The 18,586-nt window shown below is 68.8% G+C and carries 20 protein-coding genes and 1 tRNA gene; 11 read left to right on the forward strand and 10 right to left on the reverse strand.

What is annotated here, in order from left to right; all coding sequences use genetic code 11:
- The first annotated feature begins 17 nt into the window (after nt 1-17).
- Nucleotides 18-2,615 carry an alpha-glucan family phosphorylase gene (glgP, locus tag GO592_RS07090; protein WP_007296568.1) on the forward strand — a complete coding sequence of 866 codons (2,598 nt, stop codon included), beginning with the start codon at nt 18-20 and terminating at the stop codon, nt 2,613-2,615.
- A 17-nt stretch (nt 2,616-2,632) separates the two neighbouring features.
- Here the strand turns inward: glgP and GO592_RS07095 are convergent, their stop codons facing one another.
- The 5 genes from GO592_RS07095 to GO592_RS07115 are packed head-to-tail and all read right to left on the reverse strand — an operon-like array spanning nt 2,633 to nt 9,263.
- On the reverse strand, nt 2,633-4,225 hold the full coding sequence (locus tag GO592_RS07095) for an ABC transporter permease (RefSeq protein ID WP_157234204.1): 1,593 nt from the start codon (nt 4,223-4,225) through the stop codon (nt 2,633-2,635).
- Complete coding sequence (locus GO592_RS07100; RefSeq protein WP_007296570.1) at nt 4,222-5,142, reverse strand: ABC transporter ATP-binding protein; 921 nt, start codon at nt 5,140-5,142, stop codon at nt 4,222-4,224. The genes GO592_RS07095 and GO592_RS07100 overlap by 4 nt, the downstream gene beginning before the upstream one ends.
- Before the next feature lie 54 nt (nt 5,143-5,196).
- On the reverse strand, nt 5,197-7,245 hold the full coding sequence (locus tag GO592_RS07105) for an ATP-dependent DNA helicase (RefSeq protein ID WP_007296571.1): 2,049 nt from the start codon (nt 7,243-7,245) through the stop codon (nt 5,197-5,199).
- Nucleotides 7,246-7,254: 9 nt separating this feature from the next.
- Entirely contained in the window at nt 7,255-7,887 is a 633-nt protein-coding gene (locus tag GO592_RS07110; protein ID WP_007296572.1) for an isochorismatase family protein, read from the reverse strand.
- Nucleotides 7,884-9,263 carry a nicotinate phosphoribosyltransferase gene (locus tag GO592_RS07115; protein ID WP_007296573.1) on the reverse strand — a complete coding sequence of 460 codons (1,380 nt, stop codon included), beginning with the start codon at nt 9,261-9,263 and terminating at the stop codon, nt 7,884-7,886. The genes GO592_RS07110 and GO592_RS07115 overlap by 4 nt, the downstream gene beginning before the upstream one ends.
- Here GO592_RS07115 and clpS point away from each other — a divergent pair.
- The 10 genes from clpS to rdgB all read left to right on the forward strand — a co-directional run bounded on the left by clpS (nt 9,262) and on the right by rdgB (nt 16,186).
- Nucleotides 9,262-9,600, forward strand: a complete 339-nt coding sequence (clpS, locus tag GO592_RS07120) for an ATP-dependent Clp protease adapter ClpS (RefSeq protein WP_039950843.1) — start codon at nt 9,262-9,264, stop codon at nt 9,598-9,600. The two genes, GO592_RS07115 and clpS, sit on opposite strands and share 2 nt — an antisense overlap.
- Before the next feature lie 36 nt (nt 9,601-9,636).
- Nucleotides 9,637-10,224, forward strand: a complete 588-nt coding sequence (gene aosR, locus GO592_RS07125) for an oxidative stress transcriptional regulator AosR (RefSeq protein ID WP_039950846.1) — start codon at nt 9,637-9,639, stop codon at nt 10,222-10,224.
- Entirely contained in the window at nt 10,221-11,291 is a 1,071-nt protein-coding gene (locus GO592_RS07130) for a P1 family peptidase (protein ID WP_007296575.1), read from the forward strand. The genes aosR and GO592_RS07130 overlap by 4 nt, the downstream gene beginning before the upstream one ends.
- A 73-nt stretch (nt 11,292-11,364) precedes the next feature.
- Nucleotides 11,365-11,841, forward strand: coding sequence for a Mov34/MPN/PAD-1 family protein (locus GO592_RS07135; RefSeq protein WP_007296576.1), 477 nt, complete (start codon nt 11,365-11,367; stop codon nt 11,839-11,841).
- A 63-nt stretch (nt 11,842-11,904) separates the two neighbouring features.
- A complete protein-coding gene (locus GO592_RS07140) occupies nt 11,905-12,177 on the forward strand; it encodes a MoaD family protein (protein WP_005262004.1) in 273 nt (90 codons plus the stop codon).
- A gap of 8 nt (nt 12,178-12,185) precedes the next feature.
- Nucleotides 12,186-13,148 carry a PLP-dependent cysteine synthase family protein gene (locus tag GO592_RS07145; protein ID WP_007296577.1) on the forward strand — a complete coding sequence of 321 codons (963 nt, stop codon included), beginning with the start codon at nt 12,186-12,188 and terminating at the stop codon, nt 13,146-13,148.
- Nucleotides 13,149-13,158: 10 nt separating this feature from the next.
- Entirely contained in the window at nt 13,159-13,842 is a 684-nt protein-coding gene (locus GO592_RS07150) for a rhomboid family intramembrane serine protease (RefSeq protein ID WP_007296578.1), read from the forward strand.
- Between the two features lie 132 nt (nt 13,843-13,974).
- The gene (locus GO592_RS07155) at nt 13,975-14,733 is read left to right on the forward strand and encodes a cyclic nucleotide-degrading phosphodiesterase (RefSeq protein ID WP_167332368.1); all 759 of its coding nucleotides are present in this window, start codon (nt 13,975-13,977) and stop codon (nt 14,731-14,733) included.
- Between the two features lie 45 nt (nt 14,734-14,778).
- Complete coding sequence (gene rph / locus GO592_RS07160; RefSeq protein WP_007296580.1) at nt 14,779-15,567, forward strand: ribonuclease PH; 789 nt, start codon at nt 14,779-14,781, stop codon at nt 15,565-15,567.
- 4 nt (nt 15,568-15,571) lie between these two features.
- Complete coding sequence (rdgB, locus tag GO592_RS07165; RefSeq protein ID WP_039950850.1) at nt 15,572-16,186, forward strand: RdgB/HAM1 family non-canonical purine NTP pyrophosphatase; 615 nt, start codon at nt 15,572-15,574, stop codon at nt 16,184-16,186.
- A 138-nt stretch (nt 16,187-16,324) separates the two neighbouring features.
- On the opposite strand, the gene GO592_RS07170 is transcribed toward rdgB, so the two are convergent.
- The 5 genes from GO592_RS07170 to GO592_RS07185 form a co-directional block, all read right to left on the reverse strand.
- Nucleotides 16,325-16,690 carry a DUF3817 domain-containing protein gene (locus GO592_RS07170; RefSeq protein WP_007296582.1) on the reverse strand — a complete coding sequence of 122 codons (366 nt, stop codon included), beginning with the start codon at nt 16,688-16,690 and terminating at the stop codon, nt 16,325-16,327.
- Complete coding sequence (locus GO592_RS07175) at nt 16,687-17,088, reverse strand: hypothetical protein (RefSeq protein WP_007296583.1); 402 nt, start codon at nt 17,086-17,088, stop codon at nt 16,687-16,689. The genes GO592_RS07170 and GO592_RS07175 overlap by 4 nt, the downstream gene beginning before the upstream one ends.
- A gap of 141 nt (nt 17,089-17,229) precedes the next feature.
- Nucleotides 17,230-17,312, reverse strand: a tRNA-Leu gene (locus GO592_RS07180).
- Nucleotides 17,313-17,359: 47 nt separating this feature from the next.
- Complete coding sequence (locus tag GO592_RS44115; RefSeq protein ID WP_007296584.1) at nt 17,360-17,842, reverse strand: hypothetical protein; 483 nt, start codon at nt 17,840-17,842, stop codon at nt 17,360-17,362.
- Nucleotides 17,839-18,435, reverse strand: coding sequence for a hypothetical protein (locus GO592_RS07185; RefSeq protein ID WP_237720378.1), 597 nt, complete (start codon nt 18,433-18,435; stop codon nt 17,839-17,841). The genes GO592_RS44115 and GO592_RS07185 overlap by 4 nt, the downstream gene beginning before the upstream one ends.
- Nucleotides 18,436-18,586: the final 151 nt, after the last annotated feature.

Raw genomic sequence — 18,586 nt, forward strand, 5'->3', positions numbered from 1 at the left:
GCGTTATCGTTCGCGAGGTGAAAGCCTTGCGTCGGTTCACTGTCCGAGCCCACCTTCCGGAGCGGCTCGCTGCCCTCGGTCCGCTGTCCACCAATCTTCGCTGGTCGTGGCATCCGGCCACGCAGGAACTGTTCGGATTGCTGGACGAGGAACTGTGGCGGCAGGTGCAGTTCGACCCGGTCCGGATGCTCGGTGAGGTCGATCCGGCCCGCCTGGACGAACTGGCCGAGGACGTCGCGTTCCTGGCCCGGCTCGACGCCGCGGCCGCCGACCTCGACGACTACCTGTCCCGCCCCCGCTGGTATCAGAACCAGCAGGCCAAGGGCGTGTCGCTGGACGGTGGGATCGCGTATTTCTCAATGGAGTTCGGGGTCAGCGAAGTGCTGCCCAATTACTCCGGCGGTCTGGGAATTCTCGCAGGCGACCACCTGAAGGCGGCGTCCGATCTGGGCCTGCCGCTGATCGGTGTCGGCCTGTTGTACCGCTCGGGTTACTTCCGGCAGTCACTGACCGCGGACGGCTGGCAGGCCGAGCACTACCCGCCGCACGACCCGCAGGGCCTGCCGCTGCGCCTGCTCACCGAGTCCGGGCCGCAGTCGTCGGACGGGGCGCCCGTCCTAGTCCACGTCGCGATCCCCGGTGGCCGGGTTCTGCGCGCCCGCGTGTGGATCGCCCAGGTGGGGCGCGTCCCGCTGCTGCTGCTCGACTCCGACATCGCGGAGAACGACGCCGAGATGCGGGGCGTCACCGACCGTCTGTACGGCGGCGACCAGGACCACCGCATCAAGCAGGAGATCCTCGCCGGCATCGGCGGTGTCCGTGCCGTGCGCGCCTACACCCACGCCTACGGCCTGCCCGATCCCGCCGTCTTCCACATGAACGAGGGACATGCAGGTTTCCTCGGCATCGAGCGGATCCGTGAACTGGTCACCACCGGCGGACTCGACTTCGACGAGGCGCTGGCCACGGTCCGGGCCGGCACGGTGTTCACCACCCACACCCCGGTTCCTGCGGGAATCGACAGGTTCCCGGCCGACCTCGTGCGGCACTACTTCGGCGGCGACAACGCTGCGAACGAATCCTCGCTGCTGCCGGGGCTGACGATCGACCGGATCCTCGGACTCGGCCGCGAATCGGATCCGGCCGTGTTCAACATGGCCCACATGGGCCTGCGGCTGGGGCAACGGGCCAACGGTGTGTCCAAGCTGCACGGCATCGTCAGCCGCGAGATGTTCCAGCCGCTGTGGCCGGGATTCGACGCCGAGGAGGTGCCGATCGGCTCGGTGACCAACGGTGTCCACGCGCCCACCTGGGCCGCACCCGAATGGATCGATCTCGCCACCCGCATCCTGGGCCCCGAACTGGTGGAGGAGGCCCGCGGCTGGGAGCGGCTGCAGGACCTGTCCGCCGAGGAACTGTGGTCGACCCGCAACGCGCTGCGCGGAAAACTGGTCGAGGAAGTGCGCCGCCGGGTCCGCGCGTCCTGGATCGAACGCGGTGCGACGTCCGCCGAACTCGGCTGGACGGACGAGGTGTTCGACCCGAACGTGCTCACCGTCGGCTTCGCCCGGCGGGTGCCCACCTACAAGCGACTGACGCTGATGCTGCGCGACCCCGAGCGGCTCCGCGCCCTCCTCCTCGACGAAAAGCGTCCCGTGCAGCTGGTGGTGGCCGGGAAGAGCCACCCCGCGGACGACGGCGGGAAGGCCCTCATCCAGCAGGTCGTGCGATTCGCCGACGCCGCCGACGTCCGGCACCGCATCACTTTCCTTCCCGACTACGACATGTCGATGGCGCGGTACCTCTACTGGGGTTGCGACGTGTGGCTCAACAACCCGCTGCGCCCGCTGGAGGCGTGTGGCACGTCGGGTATGAAGTCCGCTCTCAACGGCGGACTGAACCTGTCGATCCGGGACGGCTGGTGGGACGAGATGTTCGACGGCGAGAACGGCTGGGCCATCCCCACCGCCGACGGCGTCGTCGACGAGGCACGGCGTGACGACCTCGAGGCCAGCGCACTGTACGAACTGCTCGAGCGCGCCGTCCTGCCGAGGTTCTACGACCGCGCGGACGGCCTGCCGGTGCGCTGGGTGGAGATGGTCCGTCACACCCTGCAGAATCTCGGGCCCAAGGTGCTTGCATCGCGGATGGTGCGCGACTACGCCGTCCAGTACTACGCGCCCGCCGCCGAATCGGCCCGGACGGTGGCGGCGGAGAACTTCGCCGGCGCCCGCGAACTCGCCGCGTTCCGTCGCCGCGTCGAGGCCGCCTGGCCGTCGGTGGCGGTCCTGCAGGTCGACGGCGCGGGGTTGCCCGACACCCCCGAGATCGGCGCCAATCTGGTGCTCCGCGCCCGCATCCGCCTCGGCGAACTGTCCGTCTCGGACGTCACCGTGCAGGCCGTGATCGGAAAGGCCGGACCGGACGAGGAGCTCACCGACATCGTCACGGTCCCGATGACCCATTCCGCATCGGACGAGTCGGGGGAGTTGTTCGTCGCCGACCTGGCCCTGCCGTTGTCGGGGTCGGTCGGATACACGGTGCGGGTCCTTCCGCACCATCGGTTGCTCGTCGACCCGTCGGAGCTGGGTCTGGTGACGGTGCCGAACCCCTGACCGGCGCTACCGAGCCGTCACCAGCCGACGTCCCGGCGCTGGAATCCGGTGACGGCCGCGAGGAACAGGGCCGCTGCGAGAAGCAGCAGCACCGCGAGGGGAGTCGCCGAGAAACTCTCGGCAGGCAGGGTCGGCGTGTAGTGGAAGGGGGAGAGCACCCCGAACCGGTCCGGGAGCACTTCCCCGAACATTCCGGCGACGAGAACGTAGCCCAGGAAGGCCCACAACGCCGGCAGCGCGCGTGGAATCAGGCCATAGACGGCTGCGCACGCACCGACGATCACCAGCACTGCCGGCACGGTGTTCAGGGCCGCGCCGATCAACCGGCCGAGCGCGCCCGCATCGGACAGCGTGAACGCCGCGGTGATCCCCATGCCGACCCCTGCCGCCGCCGTGATCGCGACGGCCGCACCGGCGATCACGGCCAGCTGGCCACCGAGCCACGACGTGCGGGACACCGGGGTGGCCAGTGCCTCCTCGGCGCGACCGGACGATTCCTCCGAGCGGACGGATATGACGGCACCGACGACGTACATCGCCGCCATCACCACCAAGAACACCAGATACAGGGCGAATGCACCGTCCGCGGCCGCCGCGGCGCCACCCGGCAGCAGCTGTGCGAGATCGGGATCCTGGTCGATGAGGTCGCTGATCTGCCTGCCGAGTGAACCGATCGGCAGCGACAGCGCGAACACGCCGACACCCCAGGCGAGGATCTGGCCGCGCTGCTGACGCGCCGCCAGCGCGGTGACACCGGTCAGGCGGGGGGACGCCTCGGCGCGCCCGCCCCGCGGCGCGAGGAGCCCCGCCCCGACGTCCCGTCGACCGATGGCGGCATACGCGCACCCGACGGTCAGCGCCGCCGCGACGATGCCGATCAGCAACGGCCACCACCGTTCGTCGACGTAGGCGCGAGTGGCCTGCGACCAGCCGATCGGCGACACCCACGTCAGCAGGCTCCCGCTGTGTCCCTGCTGCACGTCGCCCACCGCACGCAGCAGATACGCGACGGTGATCGCGGAGATCCCGACACCGCTTGCAGTGCGGGCGTGCTCGGTGAACTGGGACGCCAGCGCCGACAGCGAGGTGAACACCAGACCCGCCACCAGCACACCCGCGGACATGTTCAGCGAACCTGCCGGAGGCAGACCCACGGCGAGCAGCCCGATGACGAGCAGAAGCGCGACGAACACATTGGCGAGCGCCGCGGAGATCAACCCCGCCGTGATTCCCGCATACCGCCCGACGACGCCGGCGCGTACCAGTTCCGTGCGCCCGGTCTCCTCCTCCGTCCGCAGATGCCGCGTCACCAGCAGCACCGACATGATCGCCACGGCCACCATCGTCATGCCGGCGATCTCGTTGGCGACCATCGCACCGAGCGTGTAGTCGTCCAGGCCGTACCCCGGCCCGGCGAGTGCCGTGGCGGCCGGGGACGAGATGAGTTCGGCACGGGCCTGCCGGGATTCGGCGGTCGGGTAGATGGTGGAATAGCTCGACGCGATCAGGACGGTGAGGCCCGCCACCGCGACCGTCCACACCGGAATCCGGACCCGGTCGGTGCGCACCGCCAATTCGGCGAGCACCCCCGTTCCGCTCAGTCGGCTCACTGCGGCCGTCCGATCCCGAGTGCCTCGACCTCGTCGAGGTACTCACGGAGGAACAGGTCCTCGAGTGTCGGCGGGTTGGCGGTGATCGAGACGATGCCCAGCCCCGTCAACGTGGTCATGACCGGATCGATCTGATCGGAATCGACGTCGAACGTCACCGTGTTCGCATCCTCACCCTTCCGCAGGTTGTGCACACCGGGGACGTTCGCGATGGGAGTGGGCCTGATCCGGGTGGTCGCCGTCACCGTGGTACGGGTGAAATGGCGCAGTTCGGAAAGCGTTCCCGCCTGCACGGTCCTGCCCGCGCGAATGATGGTGACGGCGTGGCACAGCGCGTCGACCTCGGCGAGGATGTGGCTGGACAACAGCACTGTGCGTCCGCTACGGGCGAATTCGGTGATGCACTCCTGAAACACCGCCTCCATCAACGGGTCCAGGCCCGACGTCGGCTCGTCGAGGATGAGGAGTTCGGTGTCGGCGGCGAGCGCCGCCACGAGGGCGACCTTCTGCCGGTTGCCTTTCGAATAGGTGCGGCCCTTGCGGGTGGGGTCGAGTTCGAACCGCTCGATCAGCGACGCGCGACGGACCGGATCCAGCCCGCCGCGCAGCCGCCCGAGGAGGTCGATCGCCTCGCCACCGGACAGGTTGGGCCACAGGTTCACGTCACCCGGAACGTAGGCGAGTCGCCGATGCACGGGAACGGAATCACGCCACGGATCGGAACCGAGAACGGACGCCGAACCGCCGTCGGCGCGCAGCAGACCGAGGAGCACCCGGATCGTCGTGGACTTGCCCGAGCCGTTGGGGCCGAGGAATCCGTGCACCTCACCCGACTTCACCTCCAGATCGAGGCCGTCGAGGGCGAGGACTTCGCCGAACTTCTTGGTGAGTCCGCGGACTGAGATCGCAAGGTCCATCGGTCGAGCATAGGTGCGCACCGATCCGCTGTCCGACTCAGTCTGCGCAGCGGTTCAGGGGCGCGAATCGCGGATCCGTCCCAGCGCCTTCCGCACGACTTCCGGATCGGACGTCTCCCAGAACGGTGGCAGCGAGGCCCGCAGATACCCGGCGTAGCGGGCGGTGGCGAGCCGCGGATCGAGGACGGCCACCACACCCTTGTCGTCGACGCTGCGCAGCAGACGTCCCACGCCCTGGGCGAGCAGCAGCGCCGCGTGATTGGCTGCGACGGAAAGGAACCCGTTTCCGCCGCGCGACTCGACGGCCTTCTGCCGGGCGACCAGCAACGGGTCGTCGGGGCGGGGGAAAGGGATGCGGTCGAGGATCACGAGGCTCAGGGACGGGCCCGGCACGTCGACACCCTGCCACAGCGACAGCGTGCCGAACAGCGACGTAGGCTCGTCTCCGGCGAACGCACGGACGAGAGCGCCCGTCGAGTCGTCGCCCTGGCACAGGATCGGGGTGTCGAGCCGGTCGCGCATCGCCTCGGACGCGGCCTTCGCGGCCCGCATCGACGAGAACAATCCCAGCGTGCGCCCACCCGCCGCCTCGACGAGCTCGGCGATCTCGTCGAGATACGTGGGGGACAGGCCGTCCCGCCCCGGCGGCGGAAGCTGCTTCGCGATGTAGATGATGCCGGCACGGGCATGGTCGAACGGCGACCCGACATCGAGGGCATTCCATTTGAGAGTGCCCGAATCGGACGGCGCCTCGGAGCCGGTGGCCATCGCCGGATCGATCACGACGGACGATTCGGCCGGAAGTCCCCAGTTGACGGCCAGACCGTCGAACGACCCGCCCACGGTCAGCGTGGCGGACGTCAGGACCACGGTCGATTCGGCGAACAGCCGGGAACGCAGCAGCCCGCCGACTGACAGCGGCGCCATCCGCACCACCCGGCGGATCGACCCGCGGTTGTCGTCGGCGGCCAGCCACACCACGTCGTGACGCTTGGCCGGATCCGGCTCGTCGAAGGCGCTCAGAACGCGGACGGCGCTGTCGTGCACCTCCTCGACCGACGCGAGTGCGGTGTTGCGTGCCGCCGCGGCCTCCGGGTCGCTCAATGCCATACCGGGGCGGGACGGGCCGATGGCCGTGCGCAGCGACCAGGCGGCGTCGCGAACAGCGGCGAGGGCGGGGGCCGCGCCGGGCGGCAACGCCTCCCACCGTTCCGGCCGCAACTCCTCGAGCAGTGCCGCCCAGCCTTCGCCCGCGGCCTCGAGACGGTCTGCGTCCTGCTCCTCGACGAGCTTCGCGCAGCGCCGCGCCGCGGCACTGATCGTCGACGCCGCCAACTCCGCGGTGGCGACGTTGGTGACGCGGTCGACCAGTTCGTGCGCCTCGTCGATGACCACGACGTCGTGTTCGGGGAGGATCGCGATCCCGGTGATGGCGTCGATGGCGAGCAGGGCGTGGTTGGTGACCACGACGTCGACCTGCGAGGCCTCCGCGCGGGCGCGCTCCGCGAAGCAGTCCTCGCCGACCGGACAGCGGGACTTGCCGAGGCATTCCCGGGCGGTGACGCTGACCTGGCGCCACGCCTTGTCGCTGACTCCGGGGGCCAGGTCGTCGCGGTCGCCGGTCTCGGTGTCCGAGGACCACTCGGTGAGGCGCTGGACCTCCCGTCCGAGCCGCGACACCGCGAACGGGTCGAACAGCTCGTCCGTGGGAGGCTCCTCGGCGGACCCGGTGTGGATCTTGTTCATGCACAGATAGTTGTTGCGGCCCTTGAGGATCGCGAAGTGCGGTCGCCGTCCGAGTGAACCCGCGAGCGCGTCCGCGAGCCGCGGCATGTCGCGGTCGATCAGCTGACGCTGCAGTGCGATGGTGGCCGTCGAGACGATGACCGTCTTCCCGCTCTGCACCGCGTGCCGGACGCTCGGCACCAGATAGGCGAGGGACTTGCCGGTGCCCGTCCCGGCCTGGACGGCCAGATGCTCCCCGGTGTCGATCGAATGCGCGACGGCGGAAGCCATGGTCAGCTGGTTGGACCGCTCGGCACCGCCCAGCGACCGCACCGCCGTGCGCAACAGCTCGGGGACGTTGGGGAGGTTTTCAGGCACCCGAGCAGGTTACTCGGGACCTACGTCAGAAATCGTCACGCGGTCCGAGGGGGTGTCTGCGTCGCGGCCCACGAGGCGCACCCCGGCGGCCCGCATCGCGGTGATCGCGGCCTCGACGGTCGCGGGGGCGACGCCTGCGGTGAGGGGGAGGCGGACGCGCGTCGGGAACCCGGCGGCCACGGCGTCGAGAGCCGTCGCGACCACGCAGTGATCAGTGGCGATCCCCACGACGTCGACCTCGGTGACTCCGGCCGCACGCAGCCATTTCTCCAGGCTCTGGCCGTCGGAGTTCTTGCCCTCGAAGCCCGAGTAGGCCGCCGAGAACTCGCCCTTGGAAAACACCGATTCGATGCCGCTCAGGTCGAGGTCGGGGTGGAAGTCCGCGCCGGACGTTCCCGATTTGCAGTGCACCGGCCAAGTGTCGACGTAGTCCGGTTCGTCGGAGAAGTGGTGGCCCGGGTCGATGTGGTGGTCGATCGTGGCCGCGACGGCGTCGTACTCGGTCGCCGCCAGGAAGCGGCTGATCGCGGCGGCGACCGCGGAACCGCCGTCGACGGCGAGGGAGCCGCCCTCGCAGAAGTCGTTTTGGACGTCGACCACGAGCAGCGCCCGCCGGAGGTCGGTGTTCTCGATGTCGGTCATGGTGCCCTCCTGGGTTCGGGTTCGGCGAAGCGCACCGGGATCGCGGGCTCGCCGTGGGAGAGCTTCAGGGCCTCCCAGGGCAGGCTGACGAGGCCCGCCGCCAGGAGGGATCTGCTGTCTTCCAGGGTAGTCGTGTCGCAGACGGTCTCACCGCCCCGCACCAGCGGGACCAGCAGTTCCCGCGTCTCGAGGCCGGCCGAGCCTGGTGCGTCCGAGTGGGCCGAGTACACGACCTCCTCCACCAGGGTTCCGGTGTCACGGGCGGATCGCAGCGCCCGCTTGGTGCCGCCCCGCGACGCCTTGTTGCTACTCCTCTTCTCGACGGGGATGCCGTCCACCTCGACGAGTTTGTAGACCATTCCGGCGGTCGGCGCGCCGGAGCCGACGACGACGGACGTGCCGACGCCGTAGACGTCCACCGGTTCGGCCCGCAATGCGGCGATGGCGTATTCGTCCAGGTCGCCGGAGACGACGATCTTCGTCCCGGTCGCACCGAGGTCGTCGAGTTGCCTGCGGACCTGCCGGGCCAGCACACCCAGATCGCCGGAGTCGATCCGGACACCCCCGAGACCGGGGCCCGCCACCTCGACGGCGGTCTTGACGCCTGCGGTGATGTCGTAGGTGTCGACGAGGAGCGTGGTCCCGACTCCGAGTGCCGCGACCTGCGCGCGGAACGCCGCCGCCTCGTCCGGCCCGTCCGGGGTGGTGTGCAACAGGGTGAACGCGTGCGCGCTGGTACCCGCACCGGGTACTCCGTGCCTGCGGACCGCCTCCAGATTCGACGTGGCCGTGAAGCCCGCCAGGTAGGCGGCGCGGGAAGCCGCCACCGCGGATTCCTCGTGGGTGCGCCGCGAACCCATCTCGATCATGGGGCGTCCGTCGGCAGCGCTGACCATGCGGGCGGCGGCGGACGCGATCGCGCTGTCGTGGTTGAGGATCGACAGGCTCAGCGTCTCGAGGAGGACGCATTCGGCGAACGTTCCGCGGACGGAGAGGATCGGGGAGCCGGGAAAATAGAAGTCGCCCTCCCGGTAGCCGTCGATGTCCCCGCTGAAGCGATAGTCACGCAGCCATGCGACGGTCGCCTCGTCGAGGAAGCGGGACACGATCTCGAGGTCCTGCTCGCCGAAACGGAAGTTCGACAGCGCGGCAACCAGACGGGCGGTGCCGCCGACCACTCCGTACCGGCGGCCGTCGGGGAGCCGGCGGGCGAACACCTCGAAGCTGCAGCGTCGGTGGGCGGAACCGTCGGCGAGGGCCGCCGACAACATCGTCAACTCGTACTGGTCGGTGAACAAGGCGGTGCTGTCTCTGGACACCCGGCCACTGTAAGCCGCGGTGTCGCCCAGTGGAGGAGCGTCGTACCCTGGTGTCATGGCTCATTGCTCGACGACAGCTCCATTCGTGGATGCCATGCCGGCATCGCCGCAGGTCACCCCTGCAGAGTCGGAGGTCGCCGAGATCGATGAAGCCAATGATCGTCCCTGGGTCACCGTCGTGTGGGACGATCCGGTGAATTTGATGCACTACGTCACCTACATTTTCCAGAAACTCTTCGGGTACAGCAAAGCCAAGGCCACGGAATTGATGATGCAGGTCCATTCCGAGGGGAAGGCCGTGGTGTCGAGCGGTTCCCGGGACAAGGTCGAAAACGATGTACGCAAGCTGCACGCGGCCGGCCTGTGGGCCACGATGCAGCGTGACGGCAGCTAACTTTCCGTTCGGACAGTAAGGAACTCGGTACACGACGTGCGGATGTGGAGCAGGAAGAACTCGCTCGGCGGTGTGAAGCTGCGTTCGGAGATGGACGCGCACGAGGCCACGGTGCTGCGATCGCTGGTCGCCTCCGTCCTCGGTCTCCTCGAGGAGCGGGCCGCGTCCGCCCCGGAGGACGAACTCGCGGCGCTCACCGGGATGCGGACCGGCAACACGGCGGCACCCGACGAGGAGGTCCTCGCGCGGCTGCTGCCCGACTTCCACCGTCCCGGCATGGACGCGCCGGACGACGACGAGATCCGCGCCGAATCGAAGGCCGACATCAACGGTGCGCTGCGCGGACTCCACGAACCGGAGATCATCGACGCCAAACTGGCGGCGGGCTCGGTCATTCTCCACACGGTGCCCGAGAACGGCGGCAAGGTGCTGCTCACGCCGGAGCAGGCCGACGCCTGGCTCAGCGGTCTCAACGACGTCCGGCTGGCGCTGGGCACCAACCTGGGCATTGACGCCGACACACCCGACGAACTCGATCCCGCCGATCCCCGCGCACCGCACCTCGACATCTACCACTGGCTGACCTGGATGCAGGACTCGCTCGTTCAGGCACTCGCGCCGTGACGGCCACGACGCCGGGCCGCACCGATTCGCTCGTCGATGTGGTGGGCCTGAGCGTCGGGCACCACCACGAACTCGCCGCGGACGCCACGCTCGGAAGCGGTGCCGCCACCGGGTGCACCGTGGTCCTCGCGCCGCACGGCGCGACCGGAGCGGTCGACGTCCGTGGCGGGGGACCGGGCACCCGGGAAACCGACCTTCTCGACCCCAGCCACAGCGTCCGGAAGGTGCACGCGATCGTCCTGACCGGCGGCAGCGCCTATGGACTCGCCGCCGCGGACGGCGTCATGCGGTGGCTCGAGGAGCACGGTCACGGAATCGCCATGGGGGAGCCCGATCAGGTGGTTCCGATCGTCCCCGCCGCCGTGATCTTCGACCTACCGGTCGGTGACTGGCGCACGCGTCCTACCGCCGAATTCGGTTACCGGGCAGCAGAGTCCGCGTCGCACGCCGTGCTCTCCGGTTCGGTGGGCGCCGGAGTCGGGGCGCGGGCGGGCGCGCTCAAAGGGGGGCTCGGAACGGCGAGTGTCGTCGTCACGGACGGTCCCGCGAAGGGCATCACGGTGTCCGCGCTGATGGTGGCCAACCCCGTCGGAACCGTGTTCGACCCGGCGACCGGACTGCCGTGGGGTGTCGCCACCGTGGGTGCAGCCGCTTTCGGGCTCAGGCCCCCCGTCGCCGCCGAGGTGTCGGCGGCGCGCGAACTGATCGCCAAGAGCACGGTCCTCAACACGACCATCGGGGTCGTCGCGACCGACGCCGTCCTGGGGAAGGCGGCGTTACGCCGCGTCGCCGTCGCCGGCCACGACGGGTTGGCCCGCGCGATCCGGCCGGCGCATTCGCCGCTCGACGGCGACACGATCTTCGCGCTCTCCACCGGTATCCACCCGGTTCACCACCCGCCGGGAGTGCCCGACGCGTTCCCGCCCGATCTGCCCGTCGTCGACGCCGTCTGCACCGCGGCCGCCGAAGTGGTGGAGAAGGCCATCGTCGACGCCGTCCTCAGCGCCACCCCTGTCGCGGGAATTCCCACCTACCGCGAACTGTTCCCCTCTGCACTGCGTTCCTGAGGTTCGCGTACCTGAGGTACCCGTTCCTGAGGTACCGGCCGGTCGGTGGCCGACTCGCCGGTGCGCACCTAGGATGGCGCTCACGGAGGTGGATGACGTGCTGGTGATTCGATCGGACTTCGTCGAGGCGATGGTGGCGCATGCGCGCGCCGACCACCCCGACGAGGCGTGCGGGGTCGTCGCCGGGCCGGAAGGCTCCGACCGCCCCGAACGGCACATCCCGATGATCAACGCCGAGCGTTCGCCCACGTTCTACCGCTTCGACTCGGGTGAGCAACTGAAGGTGTGGCGGGCAATGGACGACGCCGACGAGGTGCCCGTCGTGATCTACCACTCGCACACCGCCACCGAGGCGTACCCCAGCCGGACCGACATCTCCTTCGCATCCGAACCGGACGCTCACTACGTGCTGATCTCCACCCGCGACCCCGACGCCCACGAACTGCGCAGCTACCGCATCGTCGACGGTGTCGTCACCGAGGAACCCGTCGACGTGGTCCAGAGCTACAAGTTCGCCCACACGTCCGTGGCAGACATCCCCGACAAGTGACGGTGCCGTCCCTCGCGACGGGCCCGCGGCATGCAAAGACACCCACATCCCGAGGAGCCGACCATGGCTGTCACAGTTTCGATCCCCACCATCCTGCGTACCCACACCGGCGGTGAAAAGCGGGTGGAGGCAACAGGTCCCACACTCTCCGACGTCATCGACGATCTCGACGGCAACTACGGCGGCATCAAGGACCGCCTGATCAACGACGGTCGTCTGCACCGCTTCGTCAACGTGTACGTCAACGACGAGGACGTCCGATTCTCCGGCGGACTCGACACCGAGGTGACCGACGGGGACTCCGTGACGATCCTGCCCGCCGTCGCCGGAGGCTGATCGCGGCCGTGGCGCGGTTCGGTTCGCTGATCGACACCCTGGGCGACACACCCCTCGTCGGGCTGCCCCGCCTGTCGCCGAGCTGGAACGGCGCTGCGCCGGTCCGGCTGTGGGCGAAGCTCGAAGACCGCAACCCCACCGGTTCGGTGAAGGACCGGCCCGCCCTCCGCATGATCGAGCAGGCCGAGAACGACGGCACCCTGACACCCGGCGCCACGATCCTCGAACCGACCAGCGGGAACACCGGGATCTCGCTCGCGATGGCCGCGAAACTCAAGGGCTACCACCTGATCTGCGTGATGCCCGAGAACACGTCCGTGGAACGCAGGCAACTGCTCACGATGTTCGGTGCACAGATCATCGACTCGCCCGCGCGCGGTGGCTCGAATCAGGCTGTGGCCGTGGCCAAGGAGATGTCCGCGGAGCACCCCGACTGGGTGATGCTGTACCAGTACGGCAATCCCGCGAATGCGCTGGCGCACTACGAGACCACCGGCCCCGAGATCCTGCGCGACCTTCCCGAGATCACCCACTTCGTCGCGGGCCTCGGCACCACCGGCACCCTGATGGGTGTGGGACGCTACCTCCGCGAACACGTCGACGGCATCGAGATTGTGGCGGCCGAGCCCCGCTACGGCGAACTCGTCTACGGCCTCCGCAACATCGACGAGGGCTTCGTCCCCGAGTTGTACGACGAATCCGTCCTCACCTCACGGTTCTCCGTCGGCCCCGCCGACGCCGTCCGCCGCACCCGGCAACTGATCGACAACGAAGGCATCTTCGCGGGCATCTCGACCGGCGCGATCCTCCACGCCGCGCTGGGGGTGGCGCGCAAGGCCGTCAAGGCCGAACGCGCGGCGAACATCGCGTTCATCGTCGCCGACGGCGGATGGAAATATCTGTCGACCGGCGCATACGGCGGTACGGTCGAGGAAGCAGAAGAAGCACTGGAAGGGCAGTTGTGGGCATGACGACAGGGGTGTGTGGATCGTGACTTCGTCGTTCGACTCCTCGCGATTCGACTCGCCGGTGCCCAGGGGTGGCGCGAAGCCGGCGCCCGCGTCGAAGTCGAAGCCGCTGTGGCTGCAGTCCGCAATCCTCATCGGCACCTTCACGATGCTGCTGTACGTCATCGAGATCGTCGACGTGGCGTCCGACGAGCGACTCGAAGAGAACGGCGTCGGGCCGCGCTCCATCGACGGGCTCTGGGGGATTCTGTTCGCCCCGGTCCTGCACGACGACTGGGCGCACCTGTTCGCGAACACCGTCCCGCTGCTGGTCCTCGGGTTCCTCGTGCTGCTGTCGGGCATCGCCCGCGGCCTCGCCGCCACCGGGATCGTCTGGGTGGTCGGAGGTCTGGGCACCTGGTTGACCGGCGGATCCTATTCCAACCACATCGGCGCCTCCGTCCTGATCTTCGGCTGGCTCGCCTACCTGCTGGTCCGGGGAATCTTCGCCCGCAGCCTCGGTCAGATCCTCGTCGGTGTGGTGGTGTTCGTCGTCTACGGCAGCCTGCTGTGGGGTGTGCTGCCCAGCGCTCCCGGTGTGTCCTGGCAGGGACATCTGTTCGGTGCCGTCGGCGGTGTCGTCGCCGCCTGGCTGCTCTCCGCGGACGCCAGGAAACAGCGGGCCCGGAAAGCAGTGGGGCCACAATCGTTCGGGTGATCGCCCCGACCCGGTCGGCGCAAGCCCCCGACGCGTGCGATCAGGTCACAGTTCCCCATCGGTTGTGAGGTCGACGCGCCAATTCGGTCGGAAGCTTTTTCCGAAACGGGTCGTCGTGGCAGCATGGCGGGTATGCGCATTACCGTCCTGGGGTGTTCAGGGAGCGTCTCCGGACCAGACTCACCTGCATCGGGTTATCTGTTGACAGCGCCGGACACACCGCCGCTGGTACTCGACTTCGGACCCGGTGTCCTCGGTGCGCTCCAGCGGTTCGCCGATCCCGGCGAGGTCTCCGTCCTCCTCAGTCACCTGCACGCGGACCACTGCCTGGACCTCCCCGGACTGCTCGTCTGGCGTCGCTATCATCCGCTCCCGCCGAAGGGGCGCGCACTCGTCTACGGCCCGTCCGACACCGCCCGCCGGATCGGCGTCGCGTCCGCGGAGTGCGGCGGCGACATCGACGACATCTCCGACACGATCGACCTGCACCATTGGACCGACGGCGAACCGGTCACGTTCGGCGACCTCACCATCACCGCGCGCCGGGTAAACCACCCGCCCGAGGCGTACGGGTTCCGTGTGACCAACGGCGCCGGGCGCACCCTCGTCTACACCGGCGACACCGGCATGTGCGAAGAAGTGATCGACCTCGCCCGCGGGGCCGACGTACTGCTCGCCGAGGCGTCGTGGACGCACAGCCCGGACCGGCCCGAAGGGATCCACCTGTCGGGGACCGAGGCCGGTCAGGTCGCACACCGCGCCGGTGTCGCCGAACTGCTGCTCACCCATATACCGCCGTGGACGTCCCGCGAAGACGTCATCGCCGAGGCCAAGGCCGAATTCTCCGGCCCCGTGCACGCGGTGTCCGCGGGCGGCGTCTACACCGTCTGAAGCCGTGTGCCCGCGCCCCGCACGGGGGCGACTAGGCTCTCTGCCGTGACCACACGAGAAGACGGTAGGGCGGACGACGAACTCCGCGAGGTCAAGATCACCCGGGGCTTCACCACTCATCCCGCGGGATCGGTGCTGGTGGAATTCGGAAACACCAGGGTGATGTGCACGGCCAGCGTCGAGGACGGTGTTCCCCGTTGGCGTCAGGGCTCCGGACTCGGCTGGCTGACGGCCGAATACGCCATGCTGCCCGCCGCCACCCACACCCGCAGTGGCCGAGAGTCCGTCAAGGGCAAGGTCGGTGGACGAACCCAGGAGATCAGCAGGCTGGTCGGACGCTCCCTCCGCGCCTGCATCGACCTCGCCGCCATCGGTGAGAACACCATCGCCCTCGACTGCGACGTGCTGCAGGCCGACGGCGGAACCCGCACCGCAGCCATCACCGGCGCCTATGTGGCCCTCGTCGACGCGGTGACCTACCTCCGCGCCGCCGGCCGTCTCGCCGACCCCCAGCCGATCTCCTGTGGCATCGCCGCGGTGAGTGTGGGGGTCGTCGACGGCCGTGTGCGCCTCGACCTGCCGTACGAGGAGGACTCGCGCGCCGAGGTCGACATGAACGTGGTGGCCACCGACACGGGCACCCTCGTCGAGATCCAGGGCACCGGCGAAGGCGCGACGTTCCCGCGGAGCACGCTCGACAAACTGCTGGATTCCGCACTCGCAGGGTGCGAGCAGCTGTTCGAGATCCAGAAGGCCGCGCTCGAACTGCCCTACCCCGGTGCGCTTCCGGAGCCGAAGGTCCCGGAGACGTCGAAGAAGAAGTTCGGGGGCTAGCTCGGTGCCAACCACACGGGTGCTGGTGGCCAGCCGCAACGCGAAGAAACTCCGGGAACTGCATCGGGTGCTCGCGGCGGCCGGTGTCGACGGGATCGAACTGGTCGGGCTCGATGCCGTACCCGAGTACCCCGAGGCCCCCGAAACGGGTGCGACGTTCGAGGAGAACGCCTTGGCGAAAGCGCGCGACGGTGCCGCCGCAACCGGAATGGCCTGTGTCGCAGACGATTCCGGAATCGAAGTCGATGCGCTGAACGGCATGCCCGGAGTCCTGTCCGCCCGGTGGTCGGGCTCGCACGGGAACGATCCCGCGAACACCGCCCTGGTCCTGGCTCAGCTCGGTGACGTGCCCGACGACCGCCGGGGAGCGGCGTTCGTCTCGGCGTGCGCGCTCGTGGTGCCCGGCGGCGAGGAATCGGTGGTCCGCGGCGAATGGCGGGGAAGCATCGCCCGCGAGCCGGTCGGCGACGGCGGATTCGGCTACGACCCGGTCTTCGTGCCCGACGGAGACACCCGCTCGGCCGCCCAGCTGTCACCCGAGGAGAAGGACGCGTCCTCGCACCGAGGGCGGGCGCTCGTTCAACTCGTCCCCGCCCTGGCGGCGCTCACCGGGCACTGACCCTCGCTACGCTTCACGGGAGGAGGTTTTCGCATGTCGCCGATGATGGTGCCGCAGACACCGCTCGGCTGGCTGACCTACGTGATCGCGATGATCACCGGGCAGCCGGTCATCATGTGAAGGAGCCGACCGGTTCGATCAGAGACCGAAGTCGCGGCGGACCTGCTTGGTCCGCTGGTGCTCTACGTAGAACGACAGGAACGGAATGGTGCCCGCGAGGAGCGTCCCGACCGTCCGGCCCGCGGGCCAGCGCACCTTGACCGCCAGGTCGAGCGTCACCAGCAGGTAGACGAAGTACACCCAGCCGTGCACCACGGCGATCCAGCTGGGCAGGTTGTCGACCTTGAAGATGTACTTGGCCACCATCTCTGCGGTGAGGACCAGCAGCCACACACCGGTGGCGTAGGCGAGGACGCGGTAGCGCAGGAGCGCGGGGGCGATCTTCTTCTGCTTCGCGGTGTCTGTAACCGAACCGGCAGTCGTTTCGTCTTGGCCCGTGCTCACGTGGTGCTCCTATCGGTCTCGCGAGCAGACAGCTCGGCGAGGTACTGGTTGTACTGCGAAATCTGCCGGCTCTCGAGGTCGTCCGGATCGTCGTCCTCGGCCACCGAGGGGCGAGGGGGCAAGACGTCGGCCGGGATCTCCCGCAGTTCGGTGGGAGCATCCCGGACGTCGGTGGTGTCAGCTGGTTCGGCATCCTCGAGCTGCACGAATCGCCGATAGGCGTAGACGAGGAACGCCGCGAACAGTGGCCACTGGAACGCGTATCCGAGATTCTGGCCGGTCCCGCCCACCGCTTCGAAACGTGTCCACTGCCACCAGCCGAGTGCGAGGCACCCGACAGCCCCGACGACCACCAACAGGATCAGCGCGGGGCGGTGTTGCTTACGGTTACCGGACACGTAACGACGGTACCTGAATCGCTGAATGCGCTGCTAGGAGAGGTTGCCGCTATGGCGGCGGTCACAGCCGCCGCAGCGCCCGACAAGCCGTAAATCTAAGCGAAACAGGGCCGCCGGAAAATTGGCAAAGAACCCGAGAAGTGCGCGAGGGGGGATTCGAACCCCCACGTCCTTTCAGACACCAGGACCTAAACCTGACGCGTCTACCCTTCCGCCACTCGCGCGCGAAGCACAGACTACGCCATGTGAGCGACACTCTGGCGCACACGCGTCAGCCGGTGTGGTCGCCTCCGTTCCCGCTCCTTCGCCCGGCCCACGTCGCAGTCTGGCTGTGGCAGTTGGGGCACAGGAATCGAACTTGCTCCAAGCGGGAGTCCGACGGGTCACCCCGTATGTGGTCCACGTGCAGGATCAGTGGGAGTCCGCACCAGTCGTCACCGAGGCCGCAGAGAACGCATTTGTATTCGACTCCGGCCTCGATCAGGGCACGGCGCAACAGATGTGGTTTCACGCGTGCGCTACCTGGTGGTCGTTTCACCAGAATCTCCTCCCACGACATGCGATTGCGAGCCCGCTTGCCCTTGGTGTGTGCACTCCCCGTGAAGTGCGTCGTATCGATCCCGAACTTCTTGATCTGCCGACTCAGGTGCGCGTGTGTCCCACCCGCGGGCTTCAGTCCGAGGTAGCGCATGACGCCGGCGTAGCTCGTCGATTCTGCGACCGCCTGCTCGAGTACTTCCCGCGTGTACTTCATCTGGCACCCGATGCCCGCCGCTGCGCGCGCTGGTATCGCCAGACGGCGTGGGTGAAGGCGGTAGGTGTGATCTCGAGCCGTGCTGCTGCTGCGGCGACGAGGTGTTCGGCGTCTGCCGTCGATGGGGGTGCTTCGAGATGGAGCGCCTCGCCGAGGAACTCGCACACCACGCGGTGAGATTCGGCGGTGCGGATGCCGAGTTGCGTGGCGAGGCACTCCCAGGTGGCGGGACCGAACCCGGGCACCCCGACGAGGGCGTTCCGCTGGGCCTCGTCGTCGCGGAGGTCCGCCGAGGTGGTGCAGCCCAGTTCGGTGAGCGAGCGTGCCGCCGAGGCGACGGCCTCGGGCTTGGTGGTGTAGTTCCCCGGTACTCGCTGCCGGTTGTTCAGGACGGCCAGGAGGTCTTCGGGTTCGTCGGCGTGCGCGGCGAGCGCCGTGAGGTCGTCGAGAGGGCGGCCCGGTGATCGCGCCAGCGGGTGACGACGGCGCGGACCCCCGTGGTGGGCGTGCCGTACGTGGCGCGGGCGGAGAACGCGGCATCGAGCAGACCGGCTTCGATCTCGTGCGGCCAGCCCTCCGTCCAGTGCGGCCACGACTCTGGTGGCAGTTCGGCGGCGACGTGATCGAGTAGGGCGCGGACGTGGGCCGTGCTCATTTCTTCCCCCCGGAGAATGGCTGTCGGCTGTTCCTGGACTCGAACATTAGTGCGAGGGACCGACAGGTTCGCTTTCGCTGGTCGCGGAC

Source organism: Rhodococcus sp. 21391 (genome assembly GCF_016772255.1).
Lineage (GTDB): Bacteria > Actinomycetota > Actinomycetes > Mycobacteriales > Mycobacteriaceae > Rhodococcus_F > Rhodococcus_F opacus.

What these genes read in the sequence shown, in the direction of transcription:
- GO592_RS07100 (WP_007296570.1), bottom strand. Translation starts at nt 5,142, where the DNA reads ATGGACCTTGCGATCTCAGTCCGCGGACTCACCAAGAAGTTCGGCGAA.
- GO592_RS07110 (WP_007296572.1), bottom strand. Translation starts at nt 7,887, where the DNA reads ATGACCGACATCGAGAACACCGACCTCCGGCGGGCGCTGCTCGTGGTC.
- clpS (WP_039950843.1), top strand. Translation starts at nt 9,262, where the DNA reads ATGGCTCATTGCTCGACGACAGCTCCATTCGTGGATGCCATGCCGGCA.
- GO592_RS07115 (WP_007296573.1), bottom strand. Translation starts at nt 9,263, where the DNA reads ATGACACCAGGGTACGACGCTCCTCCACTGGGCGACACCGCGGCTTAC.
- GO592_RS07135 (WP_007296576.1), top strand. Translation starts at nt 11,365, where the DNA reads ATGGCGCTCACGGAGGTGGATGACGTGCTGGTGATTCGATCGGACTTC.
- GO592_RS07140 (WP_005262004.1), top strand. Translation starts at nt 11,905, where the DNA reads ATGGCTGTCACAGTTTCGATCCCCACCATCCTGCGTACCCACACCGGC.
- GO592_RS07155 (WP_167332368.1), top strand. Translation starts at nt 13,975, where the DNA reads ATGCGCATTACCGTCCTGGGGTGTTCAGGGAGCGTCTCCGGACCAGAC.
- GO592_RS44115 (WP_007296584.1), bottom strand. Translation starts at nt 17,842, where the DNA reads ATGAAGTACACGCGGGAAGTACTCGAGCAGGCGGTCGCAGAATCGACG.